A 21,447-nucleotide genomic window follows, 5' to 3' on the forward strand; every position below is an offset into this window, starting at 1 on the left:
GGTGGGAAAGCGTGAAATTCTGGGCCTTGGCTGAATTTTTTACAAAAAGCCGGCACTAGTCAGGGATGACCTGTGTGAAGTCCAATACCAGGATAGTACGAAACTCTTTAAGACTGTGCTTTTCTACGAAGTAATATACTAGCCTAAATGGTGGGGCACGCCCCACCATTTCAGGTTTTGTTTAGACTTAGGCCAACGAGCACCCGTACATTACAACCAATACACCTACTCCCAATCAAGGATAACTTTACCTGACATGCCCGAACGCATGATGTCAAAGCCTTGCTGGAAATCGTCAACCTTGTAGTGGTGCGTGATAATTGGTGTTAAATCCAAACCAGACTGAATCAAGCATACCATCTTATACCAGGTTTCAAACATCTCACGACCGTAGATACCTTTGATAGTCAACCCTTTAAATATTACCTGATTTCATTCTACCGCCATATCTGATGGTGGAATACCCAGCAGTGCAATTTTACCGCCGTGGTTCATGTTCGTTAACATGCTGTTGAATGCCGATAGCACACCAGACATTTCCAGACCCACATCGAAACCTTCCGTCATGCCCAGCTCTGACATAAGTAAGCGTCGAATTAAACCCACATTCCCACATCACTAGATCTCGTTCATAGTTTTCTCAACAACAAAGGAGGAACTATGAACCAACCTGAAAAACGACAATATTGGACGAGCGTCATTGAAAAACAAACAGCAAGCGGACTTTCTATTCCTGCTTTTTGCAAGGTGAACGACCTTAGCTATCCGACTTTTCATTACTGGCTGAAGAAGCTAACAGAACAAAACGACGAATCGCAACACGCGCACACCATTGTGATTAATGATGATATAGGCACTGATACTGTCGCTTTGCATTTCCCTAATGGTATTAAGGCGGAGCTGCCTGCGAACCTAACCCAGACACAAATCAAAACCTGGTTGCAGGTACTGCAATGATCCCCAGCGGCGCTATTTATCTCGTCTCGGGCGTTACAGATATGCGCAAGTCTATCGATGGCCTCTCAATCATTGTCGCTGATGTACTGGAAATGGATCCGCTCAGTGAAGCCTGGTTCATTTTCTGTAATCGTGGTCGTGACAAACTCAAAATCTTATTCTGGGATACCAACGGGTTCTGGCTCTACTATCGTCGCTTGGAAAAGGGGCGATTTAAATGGCCAAAACCGAATTACGCTGGCCATATTCAACTCTCCCGACAGCAACTTAACTGGTTGTTATCAGGCTTAACCATTGAAAACCCCAAGGCACACCAACCGATAATCGGCAAACAAGTGAGGTGATCGTCACTGATCGCCTCATTGCTGTTGAGTGATCTTTTAAAGCTGGCATTCTATCGTCATCAACTGAAATAAGTGTGACGAAAAATGACTGAACTTCCTGATGATGTAGAACAACTGAAAGCCATGTTGCTACAGCTTCAGCAAGAAAAACAAGCGCAGGCTGAAGAAATCATTGAGCTAAAAAGCACCGTTCAACTGCTCACGGAACAACTCAACCTTAGCAAATCCAAACGCTTTGCATCTCAAAGTGAGAAGTACCCCAAAGGCACCTTCAATGAGGCGGAGCAACAAAACAACCCAGCTCCCAAGCACCACAAAAAGGGCAGAAAACCCCTGCCGGATACACTAGAGCGAGAAACGCGCGTTCATACCCTGAATGCACCGCACTGTGACTGTTGCGGTGGTGCTATGCATGAAAGTGGTAGCGAGACTTCAGAAGAGCTGAAAATCATTCCACAGAAAGTCAGTGTGATCAGTCATCAGCGGACAAAATATGCCTGTCGAACATGTGAGAAAACAGCGTTACAAAGCCAGATAATCACCGCGCCTAAACCCGCCAGTATGATACCGAGAAGTATCGCTAGCCCGGAAACCCTGGCCGCAGTGGCAACCGCCAAATATGTGGATGCACTGCCACTCTATCGTCAGGTCGATATTCTTAAACGTGCCGATATCGATATTAGCCGAGGAACACTCGCTAACTGGTGCGTACAGCTCGGTGCCAAAGTGAATGTGTTGGTCGATGCGATGAAACAGCATCTCCTGGATGAATCACTTGTCTGCGCCGACGAAACCACCGTACAGGTACTTGATGAGCCAGATCGAGCAGCGACAAGCAAATCGTATATGTGGGTTTATCGCAGTGGCGAGTTCGCATCAAATCCAGTGGTTATCTATGACTACCAACCGAGTCGAGCTCAAACTTGTCCAAAAGGCTTTCTTGGTGATTACTCTGGCTACTTATTATGTGATGGCTATAAAGCTTACGAAGGGCTAAAGCAAGTCACCTTGGCAGGCTGTATGGCCCATGCCAGACGCAAGTTCACAGATGCCCAAAAGGCACAACCGAAAGGGAAATCAGGGCGTGCTGAAAAAGCCCTAGGGTACATCGGCAAACTGTACGGCGTGGAGAGTCAGAGCAAAACACAGGGCGCAGATAAGCGTCATCAACATAGACAAGAAAAGGCCAAACCGATATTGGCTGAGTTCCATACTTGGCTGAAAGAGAGCCAAGAAAAAGTGCTACCAAAAAGTCTGATAGGCAAAGCCATCAACTACACGCTTAACCAATGGGATAAGCTGACCACTTACCTTGAAGATGGCAATATTAGCATCGACAACAATGTGACAGAGCGAGATATCAGGCCGTTCACCACTGGCCGGAAAAACTGGTTGTTCTCAAAATCAGTTGCTGGCGCAGAGGCGAGTGCGAATTTATATAGCATCGTGATGACATGCAGAGCCAACGACATCAATCCTTACTACTACTTCTTGCAGCTGTTCCGAGTACTGCCAACGAGAGTACCTGGCGCAGACCTATCAGATCTACTGCCGTGGAATGTTGACTTTAGCGAGGCCGAATAAGGCCTCACTGGTTAACTGCGCGCTTACTGACATAACATCTTCAAGTTTCTCTTTCGCGACATTAACGGCACGTGTAACGCCCATCTGGCGAGCAAGTTCCAAACGGTATTCGTTCACATCCGTGATAACAATGTGGCGGGCACCAACGCATTTGGCGACAGCCGCCGCCATGATATCAATTGGGCCGGCACCTGTGATAAGCACATCTTCACCCATTAGGTCGAACGATAGCGCCGTATGAACAGCATTACCAAACGGGTCAAAAATAGATGCTAGATCATCAGAAATGCTGTCAGGGATCTTAAACGCATTAAATGCAGGAATAACCAAATACTCAGCAAATGCGCCTTCACGGTTTACACCCACGCCAGCCGTGTTACGGCAGAGGTGTGTACGACCACCACGACAGTTACGGCAATGGCCGCATGTAATATGGCCTTCGCCAGATACACGGTCTCCGATTTTAAAACCACGGACTTCCTGGCCGATACCAGCCACTTCACCAACATACTCATGACCGACAACCATTGGTACCGGTATGTTTTTTTGTGACCATTCATCCCAGTTGTAGATATGGACATCAGTACTGCAAATCGCCGTTTTCTTAATGCGAATAAGTAGATCATTATGGCCCATTTCAGGCTTATCTACTTCGGTCATCCAAATGCCTTGTTTAGGCTTTATTTTTGATAGCGCTTTAATCTTCATTCTTTTATTCGCTTACGTTTGAGCTAGTACACATTAAAATGCCATACCACCTAAATTTTTCTTAAGTAATGCCTTAACTTTTGGCCTACCAACAGGTACTGATTAGAAGTTCAAACCAAACCTATATATCTATCCATTTTATCGGTGGCGTCAATGTCTTCACAAATTATTAAAAACAGACAACTCGTTAATCCTAAAAGCTTATCAGTTTGGATGAATTTTACGCGCTGGCAGCCTAATTGTATTTTAAAGCCAGTACACTTGTGCTTTTTTTTAGCTTTGCTACAAATCCATAAAATTATCTGTAAATCAATTTACATCATCAAAACATGCTGAATCTAAAATCGAGGCCACGACATCATTAAAGCTCAAACCTGACTCTTTCGCTGCCATTGGGAACACACTGTGTTAATGGGCCTTCTCTGGTTCGTCGGTATCGCTGTTGTCAGTGTTGTTCATGTTTGAGTACTGATCAATTTGATTTTATTCTGGGTTTCAATCGGGACGTAAATACCTGATTCAAATTATTACTGATATCAAAATAATAAATTGTCGATTTAAGCAATTATTTCAGAGATCGCATCTATTAAATTTATCCTGTGTCCGGTTGTATTGGCTCAGAAGAGCGATGTTTCCACAGCCTTTCAGTCCACGAGGGCTGGTTGAGCAGAAGGACATGCGAGTTTCGTACACTGAAGTTTGGAAACTTACGTCAACAACAAAGGATATTCTTTATGAACAAACGAATTAAAATTTCGGCCTTTGCCCTCACAACCGCAATGCTGGCTTCTAGCTCGGCATTCGCTGCTGATGAATACAACTTATCATCCGGTGTAACAACCGCTGGAGTTCCGCTTGGTCTTCACGGTGCTGATGCGGTCACTCTTTCAACCACTGGTGTAGCCACAGACGGCGTAGCTGTTTTTACTGCTGTACATGAAGGTGGTGCCTATTACTTCGCGTCAACGGATAGTAAAGAAAAATTCGAGACCAACCCTGGTCGTTACCTACCTCAGTATGGTGGTTTTTGTGCCTACGCAGTTGCACTTGGCAAAAAATTTGACGGTGATCCAAAGTATGCTGACATCGTAGACGGCAAGCTCTTTCTTTTCGTCAACGCTGAGATTTTCGAAGAATACAAGAAAAATAAAACTAACATTCTTGCGAAAGCCAAAAAACTGTGGCCTTCAATTCGGAACAAGGCTGTCGAGGATCTCTAGTCGAAAGCAATTATCACCAACAGCACCTGCGTCAGTTACTGTAGTACTGACGTGGGTAAGTTCCTATGTTTTGATGAATACTTCATGGCAATGTAAACGAGAGAGGTTAGTACAACCAAGGACGTAGGTATACTATGACAATACAACTATACCCGTAATCATTGATAATGTTTGATGGATGATGTCGGAAGGAAAGTGCCGACCAGAAAAGTTGATAGTCATAATGCTAAAAGTAATGAGTGCTGACGGAGATCATTACTCAGCTCTCCAGCTTACATCATAACCAGAATAATCGTGGGTTATGAGGTGCATGAACCTGAGTGTGGTGAACTGGCCGCGCAGTTACTGCAACGTACGTTGATGCGTGAGCAGTGCTTCAACCAGCCTCTGGTACTACACTCAGATAATGGCGGGCCAATGACGTCGTTGATGCTTAAAGCCAAGATGGAAGAGCTGGGTATCACGCCTTCCTATAGCCGCTCAAGAGTCAGCGATGACAACCCGTATGTGGAGTCACTGTTTCGCACGCTGAAGTAAGTACCGAGCTGGCCTTCAAACGACTTTGATAGCCTAGAAGCAAGCCGTATATGGGTGGAGACATTCGTCACTTGGTACAACACAGAGCATAAGCACAGCCGCCTGAACTACGTGACACCATCAGAGCGCCACAGCGGTCAAGATGCAGCGATTTTAAGTCATCGAGCGTAAGTGTTAATGGAGCATAGAAGACAAAAACCAGAGTGTTGGTCACGGAATATCAAGAACTGCGAGCTGACCGGGAGGTTCACCTGAATCCAGAAAAAGAAGCTGCTTAAGAATTGGGCAAATAGTGACAACTGGCTTGAAAAACGCCGTAGTCGCAAAGCAATAAGTCAAATCAGAATAGTAAGAGACAAGAATATGTTCTGGTTCTTGATGTGCGTTGCAGCACTGGTATATGGTTACTTCATTTGTTCCCCAAGGAAACTAACTATATGGCTAGTTTCCTAGGTTGTAGTGGCACACTTAATTTGGAAATATTTATGATACTAAAAAGCCGAGGTAAGTTATTACTAATAACGACAACCCCGCTACTCCTAATTACAATTCTTATCACAGGAATATTTTACTGGAATGGATTAAAAGATCTGGAGGCTCAGGCGCAAGACTATCGTAGTGAACTGATTACGAGCCATAAGAATTTTTTAAAGGCGAATCTTCGTATGGGCCGTACCGCTATTAAGGCACTCTATGAATCAGATGTTAATGGCGAAAATATTGAAAAAGCCAAAACCATACTAAAAAATATGCGATTTGCCGATGACGGTTACTTTTTCGCCTACAACTCTAAAGGTGTCAATACTCTACACGCTATCAAGCCTCAACTAGAAGGTAAAAACTTATACAGTTTGAAGGACAATAACGGTGTTCCTGTCATTGCTGATTTGATTAATACATCAACTAAAGGTGATGGATTTCTCTATTTTTCATGGCACAAGCCTTCAATCAATGCACAAGCACCTAAGCTAGGCTATGCCGAATATTTTCCCAGGTGGGACTGGATTTTGGGCACAGGTATGTATATTGACGATGTTGATAACCAAGTCGCTATGTATACAGAAAAGCGTAAGGATCAAATAACGAGTGACACTATATCTGCTATTATTTTCTCGCTTATTGGGCTTATCATTACCACTGGTGTAATAAGCATTATTGTAACCAGATCGTTGATCCCGCTAAAAACGATGGTTGAGAAACTCCACGAAATTGCACAAGGTGGAGGTGATTTAACTAATCGTCTTCAAACTAAAGGCAAAGATGAAATTGCAGAGCTTGGTCGTGCTTTCAATTTATTTATGGATAAACTCCAGCCACTCATTAAAGATATTCGGGATAGCTCGGTATCGGTAAGACAAGCAGCTAAAGATCTGGATCAGCAAACAGGTCTTTCTGTTAAAACTATGCACCAGCACAGTCAAGAAACGGAGCAAGTAGTGACTGCAGTTACTGAGATGGCAGCTACATCTCGTGAAGTAGCCAATAACACTAACTCTACATCTTCTGCGATTGAGTCAGCAAATCTACAAATCAATGATGCGCAACAGGAAGCGAATAACGTGATTCAAAGTATTAATGAATTGGTTAAAGACGTTAATACAACATCCGACGCAATTCAGGCCCTTAGTGAGCAGACTAACCAAATAACAAGTGTTATTGATGTTATTGGGGGTATCGCAGAGCAAACCAACCTTCTCGCTCTAAATGCAGCCATTGAGGCTGCTCGTGCAGGTGATCAGGGAAGAGGCTTTGCGGTAGTTGCCGATGAAGTTCGCTCGCTGGCCAGCAGAACTCAGGGCAGCACCCAAGAGATTAACGATATGCTTTCTGCACTTCAGACAGGCGTAAAAGAAGCTGTGACCACCATGACGGTAAGCCAAAAACGGGGCGAGCAAACTGTTCAAGAGTCATCTGTAATAAATGTACGCTTGTCAGATATACATGATGCCGTTGCTACAATTCAAGATATGGGTATTCAGACAGCATCTGCTGCGGAAGAGCAAAGCAGCGTTGCAGACGGCATTAATAAAAATCTTACATCTATTCAAGAGATTGTCCACCAGTTATACGAAGATCTAAAAGTTTCTGAAAAGGTCAGTTCTTCACTTTCAGCGTCCGGTTCTCAGGTTAATAAACTAGTCGGACACTTTAAAGTGTAGTCTTTTTTGTTGCAGGTCATTTAATGAAAAGGCCCGAATTCAATTCCGAAGTGCGACACTCGCAGTTAATGCCATTTCTTTAAAAATGACGGCTGGCTGAACCCTAAACACTTCTTTGGCCGATGATTTATCCTAGTTTGTACAAATAGAATATCCTCATCAGTGACCATTCTTAAGTCTGTACCTTTCTTTACGTACTGCCTCAAAAGATCGTTAGCATTTTTATTTGCACCACGTTCCCAAGAACTGTAAGGATGGTTTTGTCGCAAAGCTATGCTGAAGTACAAACGCACTGATTTTTAGATACAATTAGGCTGCCAGCGCGTAAAATTCATCCCAAACAGATAAACACTCAGGGTTGTCGAGCTGCCCATTTTTGATCATCGACAACAGCTCTATGCCAGCGAGTGTGGGGCTCCGTTGCAAAGTTTGAGAATTCAGGCACGTTAGACATAAAGACCTAAATGGAATTAGTCGCATGTCGGATTTCAAAGGCCGCCATTTCACTGCTGACATCATTCTTTGGCCGTGCGCTGGTACTGCAAATACGGTATCTGCTATCGAGAGTTAGCCGAAATGTTGTTAGAGCGAGGTGTTACCGTCAACCACACTACCTTATATCGATGGGTTCAGCGTTATGCGCCAGAAATAGAAATACGGTTACGCTGGTGCTGGAAACCCGGATGGAGCACCAGTTGGTAGGTTGACGAGACCTCTGTGCGAGTAGGTGGTACCTGGATGTACTTATATCGAGCTATTACCAAAGAAGGTCATACTGTCGATTTTTATCTCTCTCGCACTCGAAATCAAAAGGCGGCGAAGTGCTTTATGGGGAAGGCTTTACGCAGTATCAAGTCTCATGACCACCCGAAAACAGTCAACACCGATAAAGACAAATCATATACACCGGCACTAGCGGCATTAAAGAAAATTAAGGTGTGCGCCGAAGGTACCGTTCAACGACAGGTCAAATATCTGAACAACCGGATAGAGTCCGATCATGGAAAGTTGAAGCGGCTTATCAAGCCTGTTCGAAGGTTTTAATCCCTGAAAACAGCGTTTGCCATAATCAGAGGATTCGAAGTAATGCGAATGTTTAGAAAAGGACAATTTGATATCTGGTTATATGGTCGTGGGCCTCTGGCTGAAGTACGTCTGATCGAAAGGGCTTTCACCTTTAGGCCGCCAACCTACTGAGACATTGGGCTTTCATTAAACTTTGCAACGGAGCCCCATATAGTTTTAGTGTTCCAACAAAGCCGAAAAGTAATGAGGGCTGACGGAGATCATAATCCACCTCTTCAGTTTACGACACAATCCATTTTCAATATCGATTGAGTATATTCAATTAATTTGAACTTAATGGTCAAATTTTTCAGTTGTTTTTTCATGTGTTTTTCAAATAAAATAGCTTCATTGAATAAAAATAACGCCCACTAAACCTTAATAGGATTATGTAAATGATACTATTTTCTAAAACAATATAGTTAATATTGATGTTGAATGTTTTACTCAGTGTCAATTGGTTTCAAACTGGGTAATCAAGTAACACTGTTAACTGGAAGTAAAGATTTCTTTGGTTGAGCCTCGTCACTTTTTGAGGTACTTCTGATAGTAATTAGTGCTAAACGTGACAGTGCTAGTCGCTATCTTTATTTTGAATTATGAAAATAGTTTATGAGCAACAGCTATTATGACTTTAGTTTGATGCTTCTTGTCGTTTCTGTTTGATTAAAATTGAACTGTGCAGGTAAAGATTCATTATATAACGTTATCAAGCAACAATTTGCCTAGTATTCATTTGACTGATAACTACCAGTCTCAACTTACAGACTTAACCAGAGGACGACATGAACAAAAATTATCAAAAAATTAGCGCATCTGAGTTACATTATCTACCAAGTAGTCATATGCATCCTGCAAATACTTATTTTCATTTCTCATTTGCAAATTATTACGATCCAACACGTATGAACTTTGGTGTTTTACGTGTATTAAATGATGATGACGTTAAACCACATGGTGGATTCGGACGTCACCCACACCGTGATATGGAAATTGTGAGCTATGTGGTACGAGGTCAACTAACCCATTGGGACAGTGTGACTCAAAGAGAAGAAACAATAGGTCGAGGACAAGTTCAAACCATTTCAGCAGGATCTGGAGTATGGCACTCAGAACTAAATAAACATAATGAGTGGTGTAGATTTTTACAGATTTGGGTAATGCCAAATAGAGGCGGTGGCCCTGTTCTTTATAACTGCCAAAAGTTTGATCTTGCTGATAGGGAAAACAAGTTACTGCATATCGTAGGGAACCCAAAGAATAAAAATTCATCACCTCTATATATTAACTCAGATGTGAATTTTTATGCATCAGAACTTACAGACTCAAGGGCTGAAGTAGAGTTTGAATTAAAACCAGGTCGTCAGGCATACATCAACTGTGTAGAAGGCAGTATGTATGTAGAAAATTACCCAGCTTTGAGTGAAAGAGACGCTCTGGAGCTATCTGAACCTGGAAAGTTAAAATTCTCTCTTAAAGGCGACCATGCACATTTCATTATCATCGAAATGAATGGAGAACAATAATGAGTGAAGTAAAATCAAGTTGGAAAAGCAGTGTTGATGGTGGTGAATATCGTCGTAAAAGCTCACAGTTTAGAAACTGGGTAACCGCAGATGGCAGCGCTGAAACAACAGGTATAGGGGGGTTTCAAGCTGAAGCAGGACGTTATCATTTATATGTTTCACTAGCTTGCCCTTGGGCTCATCGTACACTTATTTTCCGGCAGCTTAAAAGTTTAGAGGACCTCATTACGGTAAGCGTCGTTCATCCTGACATGCATGAAAAAGGATGGAGCTTTAAACATGACGAAGAATCTACAGAATTATTTGGAACAACAGGCGATGATTTATATGGCGGAGAGTTTCTATCCGAACGATATCTAGCTAACACGCCTGAATACTCAGGTATTATTAGTGTGCCAGTATTGTGGGACAAAAAACAGCAAGTAATTGTCAATAATGAGTCATCTGAAATTATCCGTATGTTCAATTCAGCTTTCAATGTAATTACTAAAAATGAAAAGGACTACTACCCTAAACATTTACGAACAGAGATTGACCTTGTAAATGAACTGGTGTATTACAACGTCAACAATGGTGTTTATAAATCAGGTTTTGCGACCACTCAGGAAGCGTATAGTAAAAATGTCACCAAACTGTTTGCTACACTGCAGGAGCTTGATGATAAACTTGCTAAGCAGCGCTACCTAACTGGCAATCAACTTACTGAAGCTGACTGGCGATTGTGGACGACGTTAATTCGCTTCGATTTGGTATACCACACGCATTTTAAATGTAACTTGAAATTACTGAAGGAGTTCAGTCATTTATACCAATACATGTTAGAATTATTTCAAATGCCGAATATCGCAAAAACAGTCAATCTGGAACATATTAAACGCCATTATTATGCAAGCCATTTAGCGATCAACCCTTATGGAATTGTACCATTAGGGCACCAACAGGACTGGTTAACGCCTCATCAACGTGAAGGGTTTGTTGCGAACAGCGGTTGCGTCGCAAAGTTATGCTGAAGTACAAGCGTACTGATTTTGGTTGTGTCGCAATAAATATGCGCTATTGCTGGAGCAACGAGCGCGCAGAGGAAAGATACCGGTGGCGTCTTCGTGGCGGATGGACGAGACGTCAAAGGTCAGTGGAAGTATTACTACCGGGCCGTTGATAAATACGGTTGCGTCATTGATTTTTTACTGTGTGATCACCGTGACGAAAAAGCAGCTCGAACCTTCTTTAACAAAGCGAAAGGTCATAGCGGATTACCTAAAAAGGTTATGATTGATAAGAGTAGTGCGAATGCGTTGGCGCAGCAAAATATCAACGTCAGTCTCTAGCTGATGGGGAAGATGCTAAACCTGATTGAAGTCCTTCAAATTAAGTATTTGAACAATATTGGAAAGTGAAAGGTAAAATACATCAGTGCCTGGGATGGAAATCAAAGGAAGGAGCCAAAGCCACACACGCTGGTGTGGAGCTGTGGTCGATGATTAAAAATGGGCAGCTTGACAACCCTAACGGCTTATCTGCTTGGGATGAATTTTACGTTCTTGCAGCCTAATTGCATCTAAAATCAGTACGTTTGTACTTAAGCATAACTTTGCGACACAATCTATTAAACTTAGTGAGTAAGCTAAGAGAAAAATATTCAATCTTCAAGGCCAAAAACTATGCGTGTAGAATTTGTAAATCCTTTTTTGTCTTCCTTTTTGAATGTATTGAAAACAATGGCAGCAATAGAGTTAAGGCCTCAAAAACCACGTATCAAAACAGATGAAGTTGCTCGCGGTGACGTATCTGGCATAATCGGTATGATAGGTCCAAAAACCAAAGGTTCAATGTCGGTTACTTTTGATAAACCCCTTGCACTTGAAGTCATGCAGCAAATGCTGGGTGAACGAGCGAATGGAATTAATGAGGAAGTGACGGATATGGTCGGTGAAGTTACCAATATGGTAACAGGGGGAGCTAAGCGAGTTTTAGCCGATCAAGGGTATGATTTTGACATAGCTACACCTGCAGTAGTATCAGGGAAAAACCATACTATCACCCATAAATGTGATGGGCCGATCATTATCATGCCATTTGACTCCAAATATGGTAGAGCATTTATCGAAATTTGCTTCGATTAATAGTACCAAACATTTAGGGATAGATGCGTCGTACCGATATTGATACATGATGTATTTAATGTATCACATAGCTATCAGTTTTAGTTTCATATAGAGTGAAGGTTTAGCTTCGTGGGATCTATTTTCTCAGATAAACGTTACACAACAGAAGCATTGAAAACGGCCTCGAAGGTGAGTAAGCAAGTTGAATCTCGTTATGCTAAATGGCTGGTGAGCTTGCGATTTCTTGTTGATCAAAGCACTGTTGACCATGCCTTTAGCCGCCAGACAGAATTCTGCGATACTATAATTCTCAATGAGAAGGAACGGGTAACAGGTAACCAACGCTTATTGCTTGAGTGCGAGCGCAAGCGTGTGTTGGATAAACGCGTTGAAAGTTTAGTCAAGCAACAACAGTATAAGAAAAATGTAGATCTGATAACTAATACCGCCAGGCAAGTGATGGAAGAGCGCTTTGAAAAGAAACCTATTGAACGCCTGTCTGGGATTCATGATGGCTTCGCACACTTTACTTCATTTGCCTATTCCCCTACATTGAACTTCCAGAAACTAGGGGCTATGACGATTATGTATCATTCATTATCGAAAGACATTCTAGATTTAGTAAATAATCAAAAGTTCTGTGAGCAAATGGGAAAAGGGAAAAGGAATATTTCAGACGCTAAAACTGCCATTGGTTTTATTGGCATTGAGAATTGTCGTATGTTATTTCCGGTATTGATGATAAAACCCTTACTAAAATGGGCGGATAGCAGTACCAAGTTAATAACTCCCAAAGTATGGCAACATGCGATTATGATGGCCAATGTAACACGACTTCGTCTAAAGGCCTCTGATTACAAAGAACCGGATGAAGGGGTGTTTCTGGGCGTTCTACGTGGCATCGCGTTATTTGTTGTTTGCAATCATTTTTCAAACTGCTTTGAGGAAGCTAAGGAGATTGTTACTCAGGATTTTCGCCAACGTGAATTGCGCGATGATTATTTTTCTTGCATGGATATCACTCCGAAAATGGGTTTTTTACCTGATATTATTCACAATTGGGAAAAGAAACTTACTCGTCGAATTGTTGATTATATTGACTGGGGGCCTCGTAACCTTCATTTGAGAAATGCCTTGCTGGAAGATATTGACGATGTACCAGTGCTAGATCGAGGTGTACATGGTGCGGCTTTAGGGCAGGCCAGAGCATTTACCATTTATGATATGATGGAACGTAGTAAAGGGTTTGAACCTAAACATACGCCCTTTTGGCTGGCAAATATGCAACTTGACGGGAAAATTGTTGCTGATGTTCGGAAACAAAATCCTGGTAAGTTTGTTTTCCCTAGTTAAATAGGTTGTGTCGCAAACTGGAGGGCTTTGTCGCAAAGTCACTCTATGAGTTATGATCTCGGCAGCTTTTCACTCATTGTAATCACATGACTATCCATTTTTCAGCCCGACACTTCCCTTCAGAGATCATTCTCCTGTCCGTTCGCTACTACATTGCGTATAAACTAAGTTATCGTGAAATTGAAGAAATCATGGTTGAACGGGTCGCGGTAGGAATGGCAGTTACCTGCCCCCCCCCCGCGCAGATCCGGACGTGCGCTACTAACGCATCCGGCTCCTACCTTGGGTGCATAGCGTAAAAGCGCTTTTCCGGATAAGGGTGGACGATCCTCGGTGACGGTATCCAGTATTTTGATAGTCTCTCAAAACGCGACCAGGTTATTTGGCTTCGCTGGCTTCTACGCCTAAGCGCTTTTAACCATGCTTTTCTCACTTCTTCTATGAAAAGACTGAGTGACTTGCTGTTATATGGAACGCCATAATAATTTATGTACCCCAGCACAACGCGCCTAAGCCATTGACCTGTTTCATACGATTTATCATGTAGTCTCCGCTTAAGTTCATGACGTATCTTTTTCAACTGATTTGTCAATCGTTTACGCTTCGTTTTCCGTTTGATTACCACCTCACCTTTGTCGCCCTTATACTTAAGGCCACAGTAGTGAGTAAAACCGAGAAAATCGAAAGTGGCAGGTTTTCCCCTTGCTTTCTGTTCCTTAAATTGTAACAACGCGAAACGCCCAAAGCGGATCAATTTGGTTTTATCAGGATGGATCTGCAAGCCAAAGGGTTTTAGTCTGGCTTTCAAACCACACAGGCATGCTTGAGCATCCTTATGTTTCTGAAAACCCAGTACAGCATCATCTGCATAGCGGACAATAACCACTTCACCTTGAGCTGAACGAGTCCTTTCCCTGTTTAGCCAAAGATCAAAAACGTAGTGTAGGTAGATATTCGCCAGAAGCGGAGAGATCACCGCTCCTTGCGGAGTACCGAGTTTGGCATCGACTCGATGACCATGCTTATCCAAGATACCTACTTTTAGCCACTGATTGATTAGTCTAACAACTCGTTTATCGCCGATTCGGTGCTGGAGAAAACGGATGAGCCAGTCGTGCTCTACGGTATCGAAGAACTTACTGATGTACAGATCCAGCACCTAGTTTACTTTCCTCTTGGTTATCGCTACATTCAATGCATCAAGTGCGTTATGTTGCTCCCTCCCGGGTCTGAACCCATAAGAGAATCCAAGAAAGTCCTCTTCATATATTTGATTCAACACTGTAACCATTGCCTGCTGTACGACCTTATCTCTTAGGCAAATGATACTCAGCGGACACTGGCTACCGTCTTCTTTCAGGATAAAGATCTGCCTAGCCGGTTTTGGTTTATACCTGCCAGTATGGATTTTATCGTGTAATTCTCGAATGTTCCCGGCCAGATTTAGTCTCAACCTGTCCCATGTCACACCATCGCACCCTGCTGCTAATCGTCGTTTCAATTTGAAAAAACTTTCATTTAGCAATTGCTCATCGATGTGCTTAAGCAAGTTGGTAAACTGTCGTTTCTTATCCTTCTTTGCAACATTTCGCACAGCCAGCAGGCCAGACGTCACGTAATTCCAGCTCTGAGTCTGGACGTGGGGACGCTGTTGGCTGTTTCCCTTGGTCAGAGGCCTTCCCTCCACAAATTCCGCAGCTTGTTTAATTGCTTTGTTCACTTGTTTCAATAGTACTATTCCTCTGTCCAACTTCCTATACGTGCCATACGGCCTTGACGCATTGCTTTGGCGGTATGTTCCTGAATGCTCAGCTCAGGACGGTCTATGATCTCCTAGGTTCCGACGGTGAATTTCCCTGCATGCATAGGGTCTCCGACCCCGGGAGGTACGTTCTTGGCTTGCCATTCCGCCTCGACTGTTATTGGTTTCTGCTTCGCTTAACAGCATCACCACCTCCGATTTATTAATTACGTGGCTCAATACCTAGCCTACAGGTGCCTCTACTAACACTTCACTTAGGCAGTTACCCGACTAAGCGCATAGCTCGAGGACTCGGCGGGTGGCTAACCCTTACCAAGAGGGGACTTTCACCCCATATTCACAACGCCAGCTTTGCCTAGCGTACTAAGCGTCGAATTAAACCCACATTCCCCTATCACTAGATCTCATTCATAGTTTTCTCTACAACAAAGGAGGAACTATGAATCAATCTAAAAAACGGCAATATTGGGCAAACCTCATTGAAAAACAAGCAATAAACGGACTTTCTATTCCTGCTTTTTGCAAGGCGAACGACCTTAGTTATCCGACCTTTCATTACTGGCTAAAGAAACTGACAGAGCAAAGCGATGAAGCGCAGTATGTGCATAGCATCGTAATGATGATATAAATACTGATACCGTCGCTTTGCATCTCCCTAATGGTATTAAGGCGGAACTGCCTGCGAACCTCATTCAAGCACAAATTAAAACCTGGTTGCAGGTATTGCTATGATCCCCAGCGGTGCTATTAATTTCGTCTCTGGCGTTACAGATATTCGCAAGTCCATCGACGGCCTCTCAATTATAGTTGCAGATGTATTGGAGATGGATCCGCTTAGTGAAGCTTGGTTTATCTTCTGTAATCGCGGGCGTGACAAACTCAAAATTTTATTCTGGGACACCAACGGGTTTTGGCTCTACTATCGACGCTTGGAAAAGGGCCGATTCAAATGGCCTAAACCGAATTACGCCGGCTATATTCAACTCACAAGGCAGCAACTCAACTGGTTGTTATCAGGCTTGACCATTGAAAATCCCAAAGCACACCAACCGATAATCGGCAAACAAGTGAGGTGATCGTCTCATTGCTGTTGAGTGATCTTTTTAAGCTGGCATTCTATCGTCACCAACTGAAATAAGTGTGACGTAAAATGACTGAACTTCCTGATGATGTAGAACAACTGAAAGCGATGTTGCTACAGCTTCAGCAAGAGAAACAAGCGCTTCAAACTCAAGCACACTCACTGCAGCAAGATTACCAAATCCTTCGAGAGGAAAATGTTGAACTAAAAGATAAAGTTCAGCACCTTCTCTCGCAGCTGAATCTCAGCAAGTCTAAACGCTTTGCCCCTCAGAGTGAGAGCAGCCAAGAGGCACCTTCAATGAAGCGGAGCAGCAAAGCAAGCCTGATCCCCAACACCATAAAAAGGACAGGAAACCGCTACCAGATACACTTGAGCGAGAAACGCGTGTTCATACCCTGAATGCTCCGCACTGTGATTGCTGCGGCGGGGTTATGCATGAGTGTGGCAGCGAGACGTCGGAAGAGCTGAAAATAATCCCCCAGAAAGTCAGTGTGATCCGCCATTAGCGGACAAAATATGCCTGCCGAACCTGTGAGAAAACAGCCCTACAAAGCCAGATAATCACGGCACCTAAACCTGCCGGTATGATACCGAGAAGTATCGCCAGCCCGGAAACCCTGGTCGCAGTGGCAACCGCCAAATATGTGGATGCTCTGCCACTCTACCGTCAGGTCGATATCGATATCAGTCGAAGTACGCTTGCCAACTGGTGCGTGCAGCTCGGAGTCAAGGTCAATGTGCTGGTCGATGCAATGAAGCAGCACTTAATGACTGCATCGCTTATCTGCGCCGACGAAGCCACCGTATAAGTACTTGATGAGCCCGAACGGGTAGCGACGAGCAAGTCGTATATGTGGGTCTATCGCAGTAGCGAGTTCGCCCCGAGTCCAGTGGTTATCTATGATTACCAACCGAGCCGGGCACCGTCTTGTCCAAAAGACTTCCTTGGTGAATACTCCGGCTACTTGTTATGTGATGGCTATAAAGCATACGAAGGACTGAAGCAAGTCACCTTGGCTGGCTGCATGGCCCATGCTCGGCGTAAGTTCACTGATGCCCAAAAGTCACAACCAAAAGCGAAGTCAGGTCGCGTCGAAAAAGCGCTGGGCTATATCAGCAAATGTATGGTGTAGAAAGCCAGGTTAAAGCACTGAGTGCTGATAAGTGTCATCAGCGTAGACAAGAAAAGGCTAAACCAATACTGACTGAGTTCCATACTTGGCTGAAAGAAAGCCAAGAAAAAGTGCTTCCCAAAAGTCCAATAGGCAAAGCCATCAACTACACGCTTAACCAGTGGGACAAACTGAACACTTATCTTGAAGATGGCAATATTAGTATCGACAACAATGCCACAGAACGAGATATCAGGCCGTTCACTACCGGTCGGCAAAACTGGTTGTTCTCAAAATTAGTTGCTGGCGCCGAGGCGAGTGCGAACTTATATAGCATCGTGATGACATGCAGAGCCAATGATATCAATCCTTACTACTACTTCTTGCACCTGTTCCGGGAACTGCCAATGAGAGTACCTGGTGCTGACCTGTCAGACCTACTGCCGTGGAATGTTGACCTAGGTGAGGCCGAATAAGGCCTCACTGGCTAACTACGCGCTTACGGTAATGAAGCCAAAACCCGTTGGTATCCCACTGCAAGATTTTGAGTTTGTCACGGCTGCGGTTGCAGAACACAAACCAGTGAGGGCTGACCGGATTAAGCTCCAAGACCTCTTCAACCAACAGACCAAGTGTATTGATGGACTTTCTCATATCGGTCACCCCCGTTGCCAGATAGACATTGCCAGCAGGTGCCGGGATCATGGTAAAGCCTTGATGATGTCTGGCAGCAACCCCATAACTGTAGTGTCATTGGCGGAGATCCGGTAACCACTGGGCGTCTCGATGACAACAGCAACTGAAGATGACGACATCAAAATAGGAATGATGACATTATCGGCGTCTTGCAGCGGATTAGTAATTCTCTTCTGCCAGTAATAAAACTGCGATTGAGCAATCTGATTTTCCTCACACCAGGTTGTTACTGTCTGGCCGCTCTCGGCTTGCTGTTGCAAACGTTGACTCCATAAGTTCCACTTGTCTTCGCGTATCATGATAAAGCCCCACTTATAAAGAAGCTTTATCAATACCAATCTTTTCTTTTAAAAAGAATGCGTGGTGAAATGGGCGCTTACTTTGTACTTCAACATAACTTTACGACGCAACCCTCTTTTGTTATCGATGCCGGTTTTCGCAATACCTGGTTTCGACAGATTGAAGCTATGGGGTGGTACTATATTGGACGGGTTCGAGGAAATGTTAATTTCTTAGATAGAAAATAATGAGCTCACATTAAGTCATTGTTTAATAAGGCAACTTCTAAACATTAATACATCGACTTATACATAATTAGCCAAACGGAAGCCTTTCTCTTGCCTCTTACACCTTTATAAAAAGAATACATCCAAAAAGCAACAAGAGCGTCTCAAGGGACGTGAGTATTTTAGTGCGCAAACTGTCCATAAAAAGTCAGCAAGTGAGCCCTGGATCTTGGCAACAAACACTCCAACTAAAATCTTCTCGCCACGTTGTATTGTACGGCTATATACCAAACGCATGCAGATTGAAGAAACCTTCCGTGACTTGAAGAGAGACAAAACCAGGTTCTTTACCCGTAATCATTAAGTCCATCGAAGGGTAGACCTGCCTTTTCTGAATATTTGCATCAGATCCAGTGATGAGCTATCAGCAACTTAGTTTCCGCCATAGGCGGACTACCGTTCAAGTATGAAACGCAGGTGGTTTTCTGAGAATACCAGCGTTTCATACTTGAAATCATAACGCTAAACAATTGATACAGCTAAATTACATTTTCTACACATCATAGGTTGTAGAAGCTATATCACCACCAGTACCAGTCCAGTTGGTGTGAAAGAACTGACCTTGAGGCTGATCAATTCGCTCATAGGTGTGAGCACCAAAGTAGTCTCGTTGAGCCTGAAGCAGATTTGCTGGCAGGCGAGATGTGGTATACCCATCCAGGAAGGTCAGCGCAGAAAGCATGGTTGGCATTGGCAGCCCGATTTCTATCGCTTTTGCGGCCACTTTACGCCATGCTGGTATTGCGTTAATGAGGATATCTTTGAAGTATGGATCTGATCCCAGAAACTGGATATCCGGATTATTGTCATAGGCGTCACGGATATTCCCTAAGAACGCACTGCGAATTATACAACCACCACGCCATATTAGCGCTACATTACCATAGTTCAATGCCCAACCGTTCTTTTCAGAGGCTTCACGGATCAGCATAAAGCCTTGAGCATAAGAGATAATTTTTGAAGCTAGCAGTGCCTGACGTACCGCTTCAACCCACTCTTTCTTGTCTCCATCTACTTTTGTAATGGTATGGTCAAACTCTTTTTCAGCTTCGATGCGCTGCTCTTTCAGAGAGGACAGGCAACGAGCAAATACAGATTCAGTGATCAGTGTCAGAGGAATACCCAGATCTAGAGCGTTGATGCCTGTCCATTTACCTGTACCTTTCTGGCCTGCGATATCTAAAATTTTCTCTACCAGTGGCTCACCATCTTCATCTTTGTAACCCAGAATATCCGTTGTAATGTCAATCAGGTAGCTATCTAGCTCTGTTAATTTCCATTCATCGAAGATAGCCTGCATTGTATTATGAGACAGCTCTAGGCCTTCCTTCATAAAGTGATACGCTTCGCTGATCAGCTGCATATCACCATATTCGATACCGTTGTGAACCATTTTCACAAAGTGTCCGGCACCGTCTTTTCCCACCCAATCACAGCACGCTTCACCGGCATTTGTCTTGGCTGAGATCGCCTGGAAGATCGGTTTAACGTGAGGCCAGGCTTCCGGCGAACCGCCTGGCATGATTGACGGACCAAAACGTGCACCTTCTTCACCACCAGAAACACCTGTACCAATATAGTGAATACTCTTCTCTTGCAGTGCAGCGACGCGACGGTTTGTGTCAGGATAATTTGAGTTACCACCATCGATAATGATGTCACCTTCATCCAGAAGCGGAACCAATGCACTAATAAAATAATCAACTACTTCACCAGCGCGTACCATCAGCATCACTTTACGCGGTGATTCAAGTTTCGCGACTAAATCTTCTATTGAAGTCGCACCAATAATGTCGGTACCCTTCGCAGGACCTTCTAAAAACTCTTCTACTTTTGTAACCGTGCGGTTAAATGCCACCACTTTAAAGCCATGGTCATTCATATTCAAAATCAGGTTTTGACCCATCACTGCCAAACCGATTACACCGATATCACCTTTCATCATTTTCTCCTTAAGGAAGCAGATTGGCTGCCTGTGAATCTATATACCACTCGGTTTGACCGTTGGTGGACTTAATGTGTGCCGCCGGATAAGGCAATTCCTCTGCCGACGTCTGTTGAATTTTTTTTAGAACTTCCGCTTTGCTTTCACCCAGAACAAGATAGGTAATTCTGTTAGCATTTGCCAATAGCCTGGCCGTTTTTGATATGCGTAACTGACCACTTTTTGGATGCTTTGCTACTACAGATAGCGCGGAATCACCAAAATTTGTTTGATTTGGGAACAAAGAAGCGGTGTGACCATCTGTTCCTATCCCGAGAATTATCCAGTCAAACACTGGCATACCGTATTTATTGGGGATAACTGATTTCATCTCTTCAGCATAACGAAGAGCTTCTGATTCAGGCTCTTCTTCACCGCGGATCCTGTGAATATTTGCCTGCGGCAAGTCAATATTCTTAAACAGGATTTGGTTGGCTTCCCCGTAGTTACTTTCCGGGTCTTCTGGTGCAACGCAGCGCTCATCACCCCACCAGAAGTGAAGGTTTTGCCATTTAATTCTCTTACTGTAAAGCGGCTGAGCCAGCTTTTTAAAAAGTTGCTTAGGTGTACTGCCACCAGACAAGGAGATATGTATCGTCCTTGCCCGTTTACTTATTTCAAGCATATTTTGTGCCAGCGACTCTGCCACGCTTTCTGGTGTTTCAAATAGTTGGTATTCCATATT

The 21,447-nt window shown here is 43.6% G+C and carries 15 protein-coding genes and 10 pseudogenes; 17 read left to right on the top strand and 8 right to left on the bottom strand.

What is annotated here, in order from left to right; genetic code table 11:
• Nucleotides 1-225: 225 nt before the first annotated feature.
• A pseudogene (locus tag AC51G0_RS29765) lies at nt 226-585 on the bottom strand (zinc-binding dehydrogenase); the annotation flags it as partial.
• 75 nt (nt 586-660) lie between these two features.
• On the opposite strand from AC51G0_RS29765, the gene tnpA (AC51G0_RS29770) reads away from it, so the two are divergent.
• From tnpA (AC51G0_RS29770) to tnpC (AC51G0_RS29780), 3 genes are all read left to right on the top strand, one after another.
• Complete coding sequence (gene tnpA, locus AC51G0_RS29770; protein ID WP_496301046.1) at nt 661-957, top strand: IS66 family insertion sequence element accessory protein TnpA; 297 nt, start codon at nt 661-663, stop codon at nt 955-957.
• Nucleotides 954-1,301 (top strand): IS66 family insertion sequence element accessory protein TnpB, encoded by a 348-nt coding sequence (gene tnpB, locus AC51G0_RS29775; protein WP_128786309.1) that lies wholly within the window; start codon nt 954-956, stop codon nt 1,299-1,301. Before tnpA (AC51G0_RS29770) ends, tnpB (AC51G0_RS29775) begins: the two co-directional genes overlap by 4 nt.
• An 84-nt stretch (nt 1,302-1,385) precedes the next feature.
• Nucleotides 1,386-2,885 carry an IS66 family transposase gene (gene tnpC, locus AC51G0_RS29780; protein WP_496301045.1) on the top strand — a complete coding sequence of 500 codons (1,500 nt, stop codon included), beginning with the start codon at nt 1,386-1,388 and terminating at the stop codon, nt 2,883-2,885.
• On the opposite strand, the pseudogene tdh reads toward tnpC (AC51G0_RS29780), so the two are convergent.
• Nucleotides 2,856-3,587, bottom strand: a pseudogene (tdh, locus tag AC51G0_RS29785) (L-threonine 3-dehydrogenase); the annotation flags it as partial. The gene tnpC (AC51G0_RS29780) and the pseudogene tdh sit on opposite strands and share 30 nt — an antisense overlap.
• A gap of 740 nt (nt 3,588-4,327) precedes the next feature.
• Between tdh and AC51G0_RS29790 the strand changes: the two are divergent.
• From AC51G0_RS29790 to AC51G0_RS29800, 3 genes and pseudogenes are all read left to right on the top strand, one after another.
• Complete coding sequence (locus AC51G0_RS29790; RefSeq protein WP_496304360.1) at nt 4,328-4,813, top strand: YHS domain-containing (seleno)protein; 486 nt, start codon at nt 4,328-4,330, stop codon at nt 4,811-4,813.
• A gap of 276 nt (nt 4,814-5,089) precedes the next feature.
• Nucleotides 5,090-5,605, top strand: a pseudogene (locus AC51G0_RS29795) (transposase); the annotation flags it as partial.
• A gap of 182 nt (nt 5,606-5,787) precedes the next feature.
• Entirely contained in the window at nt 5,788-7,509 is a 1,722-nt protein-coding gene (locus AC51G0_RS29800) for a methyl-accepting chemotaxis protein (RefSeq protein ID WP_496304361.1), read from the top strand.
• 65 nt (nt 7,510-7,574) lie between these two features.
• On the opposite strand, the pseudogene AC51G0_RS29805 reads toward AC51G0_RS29800, so the two are convergent.
• Nucleotides 7,575-7,766, bottom strand: a pseudogene (locus AC51G0_RS29805) (IS30 family transposase); the annotation flags it as partial.
• Nucleotides 7,767-7,987: 221 nt separating this feature from the next.
• Here AC51G0_RS29805 and AC51G0_RS29810 point away from each other — a divergent pair.
• The 7 genes and pseudogenes from AC51G0_RS29810 to AC51G0_RS29840 all read left to right on the top strand — a co-directional run.
• Nucleotides 7,988-8,706: pseudogene (locus AC51G0_RS29810) on the top strand (IS6 family transposase).
• Nucleotides 8,707-9,359: 653 nt separating this feature from the next.
• On the top strand, nt 9,360-10,100 hold the full coding sequence (locus AC51G0_RS29815; protein ID WP_496304362.1) for a pirin family protein: 741 nt from the start codon (nt 9,360-9,362) through the stop codon (nt 10,098-10,100).
• Nucleotides 10,100-11,110, top strand: a complete 1,011-nt coding sequence (locus AC51G0_RS29820) for a glutathione S-transferase family protein (RefSeq protein ID WP_496304363.1) — start codon at nt 10,100-10,102, stop codon at nt 11,108-11,110. The genes AC51G0_RS29815 and AC51G0_RS29820 overlap by 1 nt, the downstream gene beginning before the upstream one ends.
• 34 nt (nt 11,111-11,144) lie before the next feature.
• Nucleotides 11,145-11,652, top strand: a pseudogene (locus AC51G0_RS29825) (IS6 family transposase); the annotation flags it as partial.
• A 109-nt stretch (nt 11,653-11,761) separates the two neighbouring features.
• Entirely contained in the window at nt 11,762-12,223 is a 462-nt protein-coding gene (locus AC51G0_RS29830; RefSeq protein ID WP_496304364.1) for a chemotaxis protein CheX, read from the top strand.
• A 111-nt stretch (nt 12,224-12,334) separates the two neighbouring features.
• Entirely contained in the window at nt 12,335-13,558 is a 1,224-nt protein-coding gene (locus AC51G0_RS29835; protein WP_496304365.1) for an HDOD domain-containing protein, read from the top strand.
• Between the two features lie 86 nt (nt 13,559-13,644).
• Nucleotides 13,645-13,761 (top strand): annotated as a pseudogene (locus AC51G0_RS29840) (IS6 family transposase); the annotation flags it as partial.
• Between the two features lie 74 nt (nt 13,762-13,835).
• On the opposite strand, the pseudogene ltrA reads toward AC51G0_RS29840, so the two are convergent.
• Nucleotides 13,836-15,308 (bottom strand): annotated as a pseudogene (gene ltrA / locus AC51G0_RS29845) (group II intron reverse transcriptase/maturase).
• A gap of 451 nt (nt 15,309-15,759) precedes the next feature.
• On the opposite strand from ltrA, the gene tnpA (AC51G0_RS29850) reads away from it, so the two are divergent.
• From tnpA (AC51G0_RS29850) to tnpC (AC51G0_RS29860), 3 genes and pseudogenes are all read left to right on the top strand, one after another.
• Nucleotides 15,760-15,948 (top strand): IS66 family insertion sequence element accessory protein TnpA, encoded by a 189-nt coding sequence (gene tnpA, locus AC51G0_RS29850; RefSeq protein WP_496304366.1) that lies wholly within the window; start codon nt 15,760-15,762, stop codon nt 15,946-15,948.
• A gap of 100 nt (nt 15,949-16,048) precedes the next feature.
• Nucleotides 16,049-16,396 carry an IS66 family insertion sequence element accessory protein TnpB gene (gene tnpB, locus AC51G0_RS29855; protein WP_496304367.1) on the top strand — a complete coding sequence of 116 codons (348 nt, stop codon included), beginning with the start codon at nt 16,049-16,051 and terminating at the stop codon, nt 16,394-16,396.
• Between the two features lie 74 nt (nt 16,397-16,470).
• Nucleotides 16,471-17,992, top strand: a pseudogene (tnpC, locus tag AC51G0_RS29860) (IS66 family transposase).
• A gap of 4 nt (nt 17,993-17,996) precedes the next feature.
• Here tnpC (AC51G0_RS29860) and tnpB (AC51G0_RS29865) read toward each other — a convergent pair.
• Both tnpB (AC51G0_RS29865) and tnpA (AC51G0_RS29870) read right to left on the bottom strand, forming a co-directional pair.
• On the bottom strand, nt 17,997-18,221 hold the full coding sequence (gene tnpB, locus AC51G0_RS29865; protein WP_496304368.1) for an IS66 family insertion sequence element accessory protein TnpB: 225 nt from the start codon (nt 18,219-18,221) through the stop codon (nt 17,997-17,999).
• Nucleotides 18,218-18,511, bottom strand: coding sequence for an IS66 family insertion sequence element accessory protein TnpA (gene tnpA / locus AC51G0_RS29870; protein ID WP_496304369.1), 294 nt, complete (start codon nt 18,509-18,511; stop codon nt 18,218-18,220). Before tnpA (AC51G0_RS29870) ends, tnpB (AC51G0_RS29865) begins: the two co-directional genes overlap by 4 nt.
• A gap of 111 nt (nt 18,512-18,622) precedes the next feature.
• Here tnpA (AC51G0_RS29870) and AC51G0_RS29875 point away from each other — a divergent pair.
• Nucleotides 18,623-19,073, top strand: a pseudogene (locus AC51G0_RS29875) (transposase); the annotation flags it as partial.
• A 198-nt stretch (nt 19,074-19,271) separates the two neighbouring features.
• Here AC51G0_RS29875 and gnd read toward each other — a convergent pair.
• Nucleotides 19,272-20,720 carry a decarboxylating NADP(+)-dependent phosphogluconate dehydrogenase gene (gene gnd / locus AC51G0_RS29880; RefSeq protein WP_496304448.1) on the bottom strand — a complete coding sequence of 483 codons (1,449 nt, stop codon included), beginning with the start codon at nt 20,718-20,720 and terminating at the stop codon, nt 19,272-19,274.
• Nucleotides 20,721-20,730: 10 nt separating this feature from the next.
• A complete protein-coding gene (pgl, locus tag AC51G0_RS29885; protein ID WP_496304370.1) occupies nt 20,731-21,444 on the bottom strand; it encodes a 6-phosphogluconolactonase in 714 nt (237 codons plus the stop codon).
• Nucleotides 21,445-21,447 lie beyond the last annotated feature (3 nt).

It is taken from the genome of Photobacterium sp. HL06 (assembly GCF_059552575.1).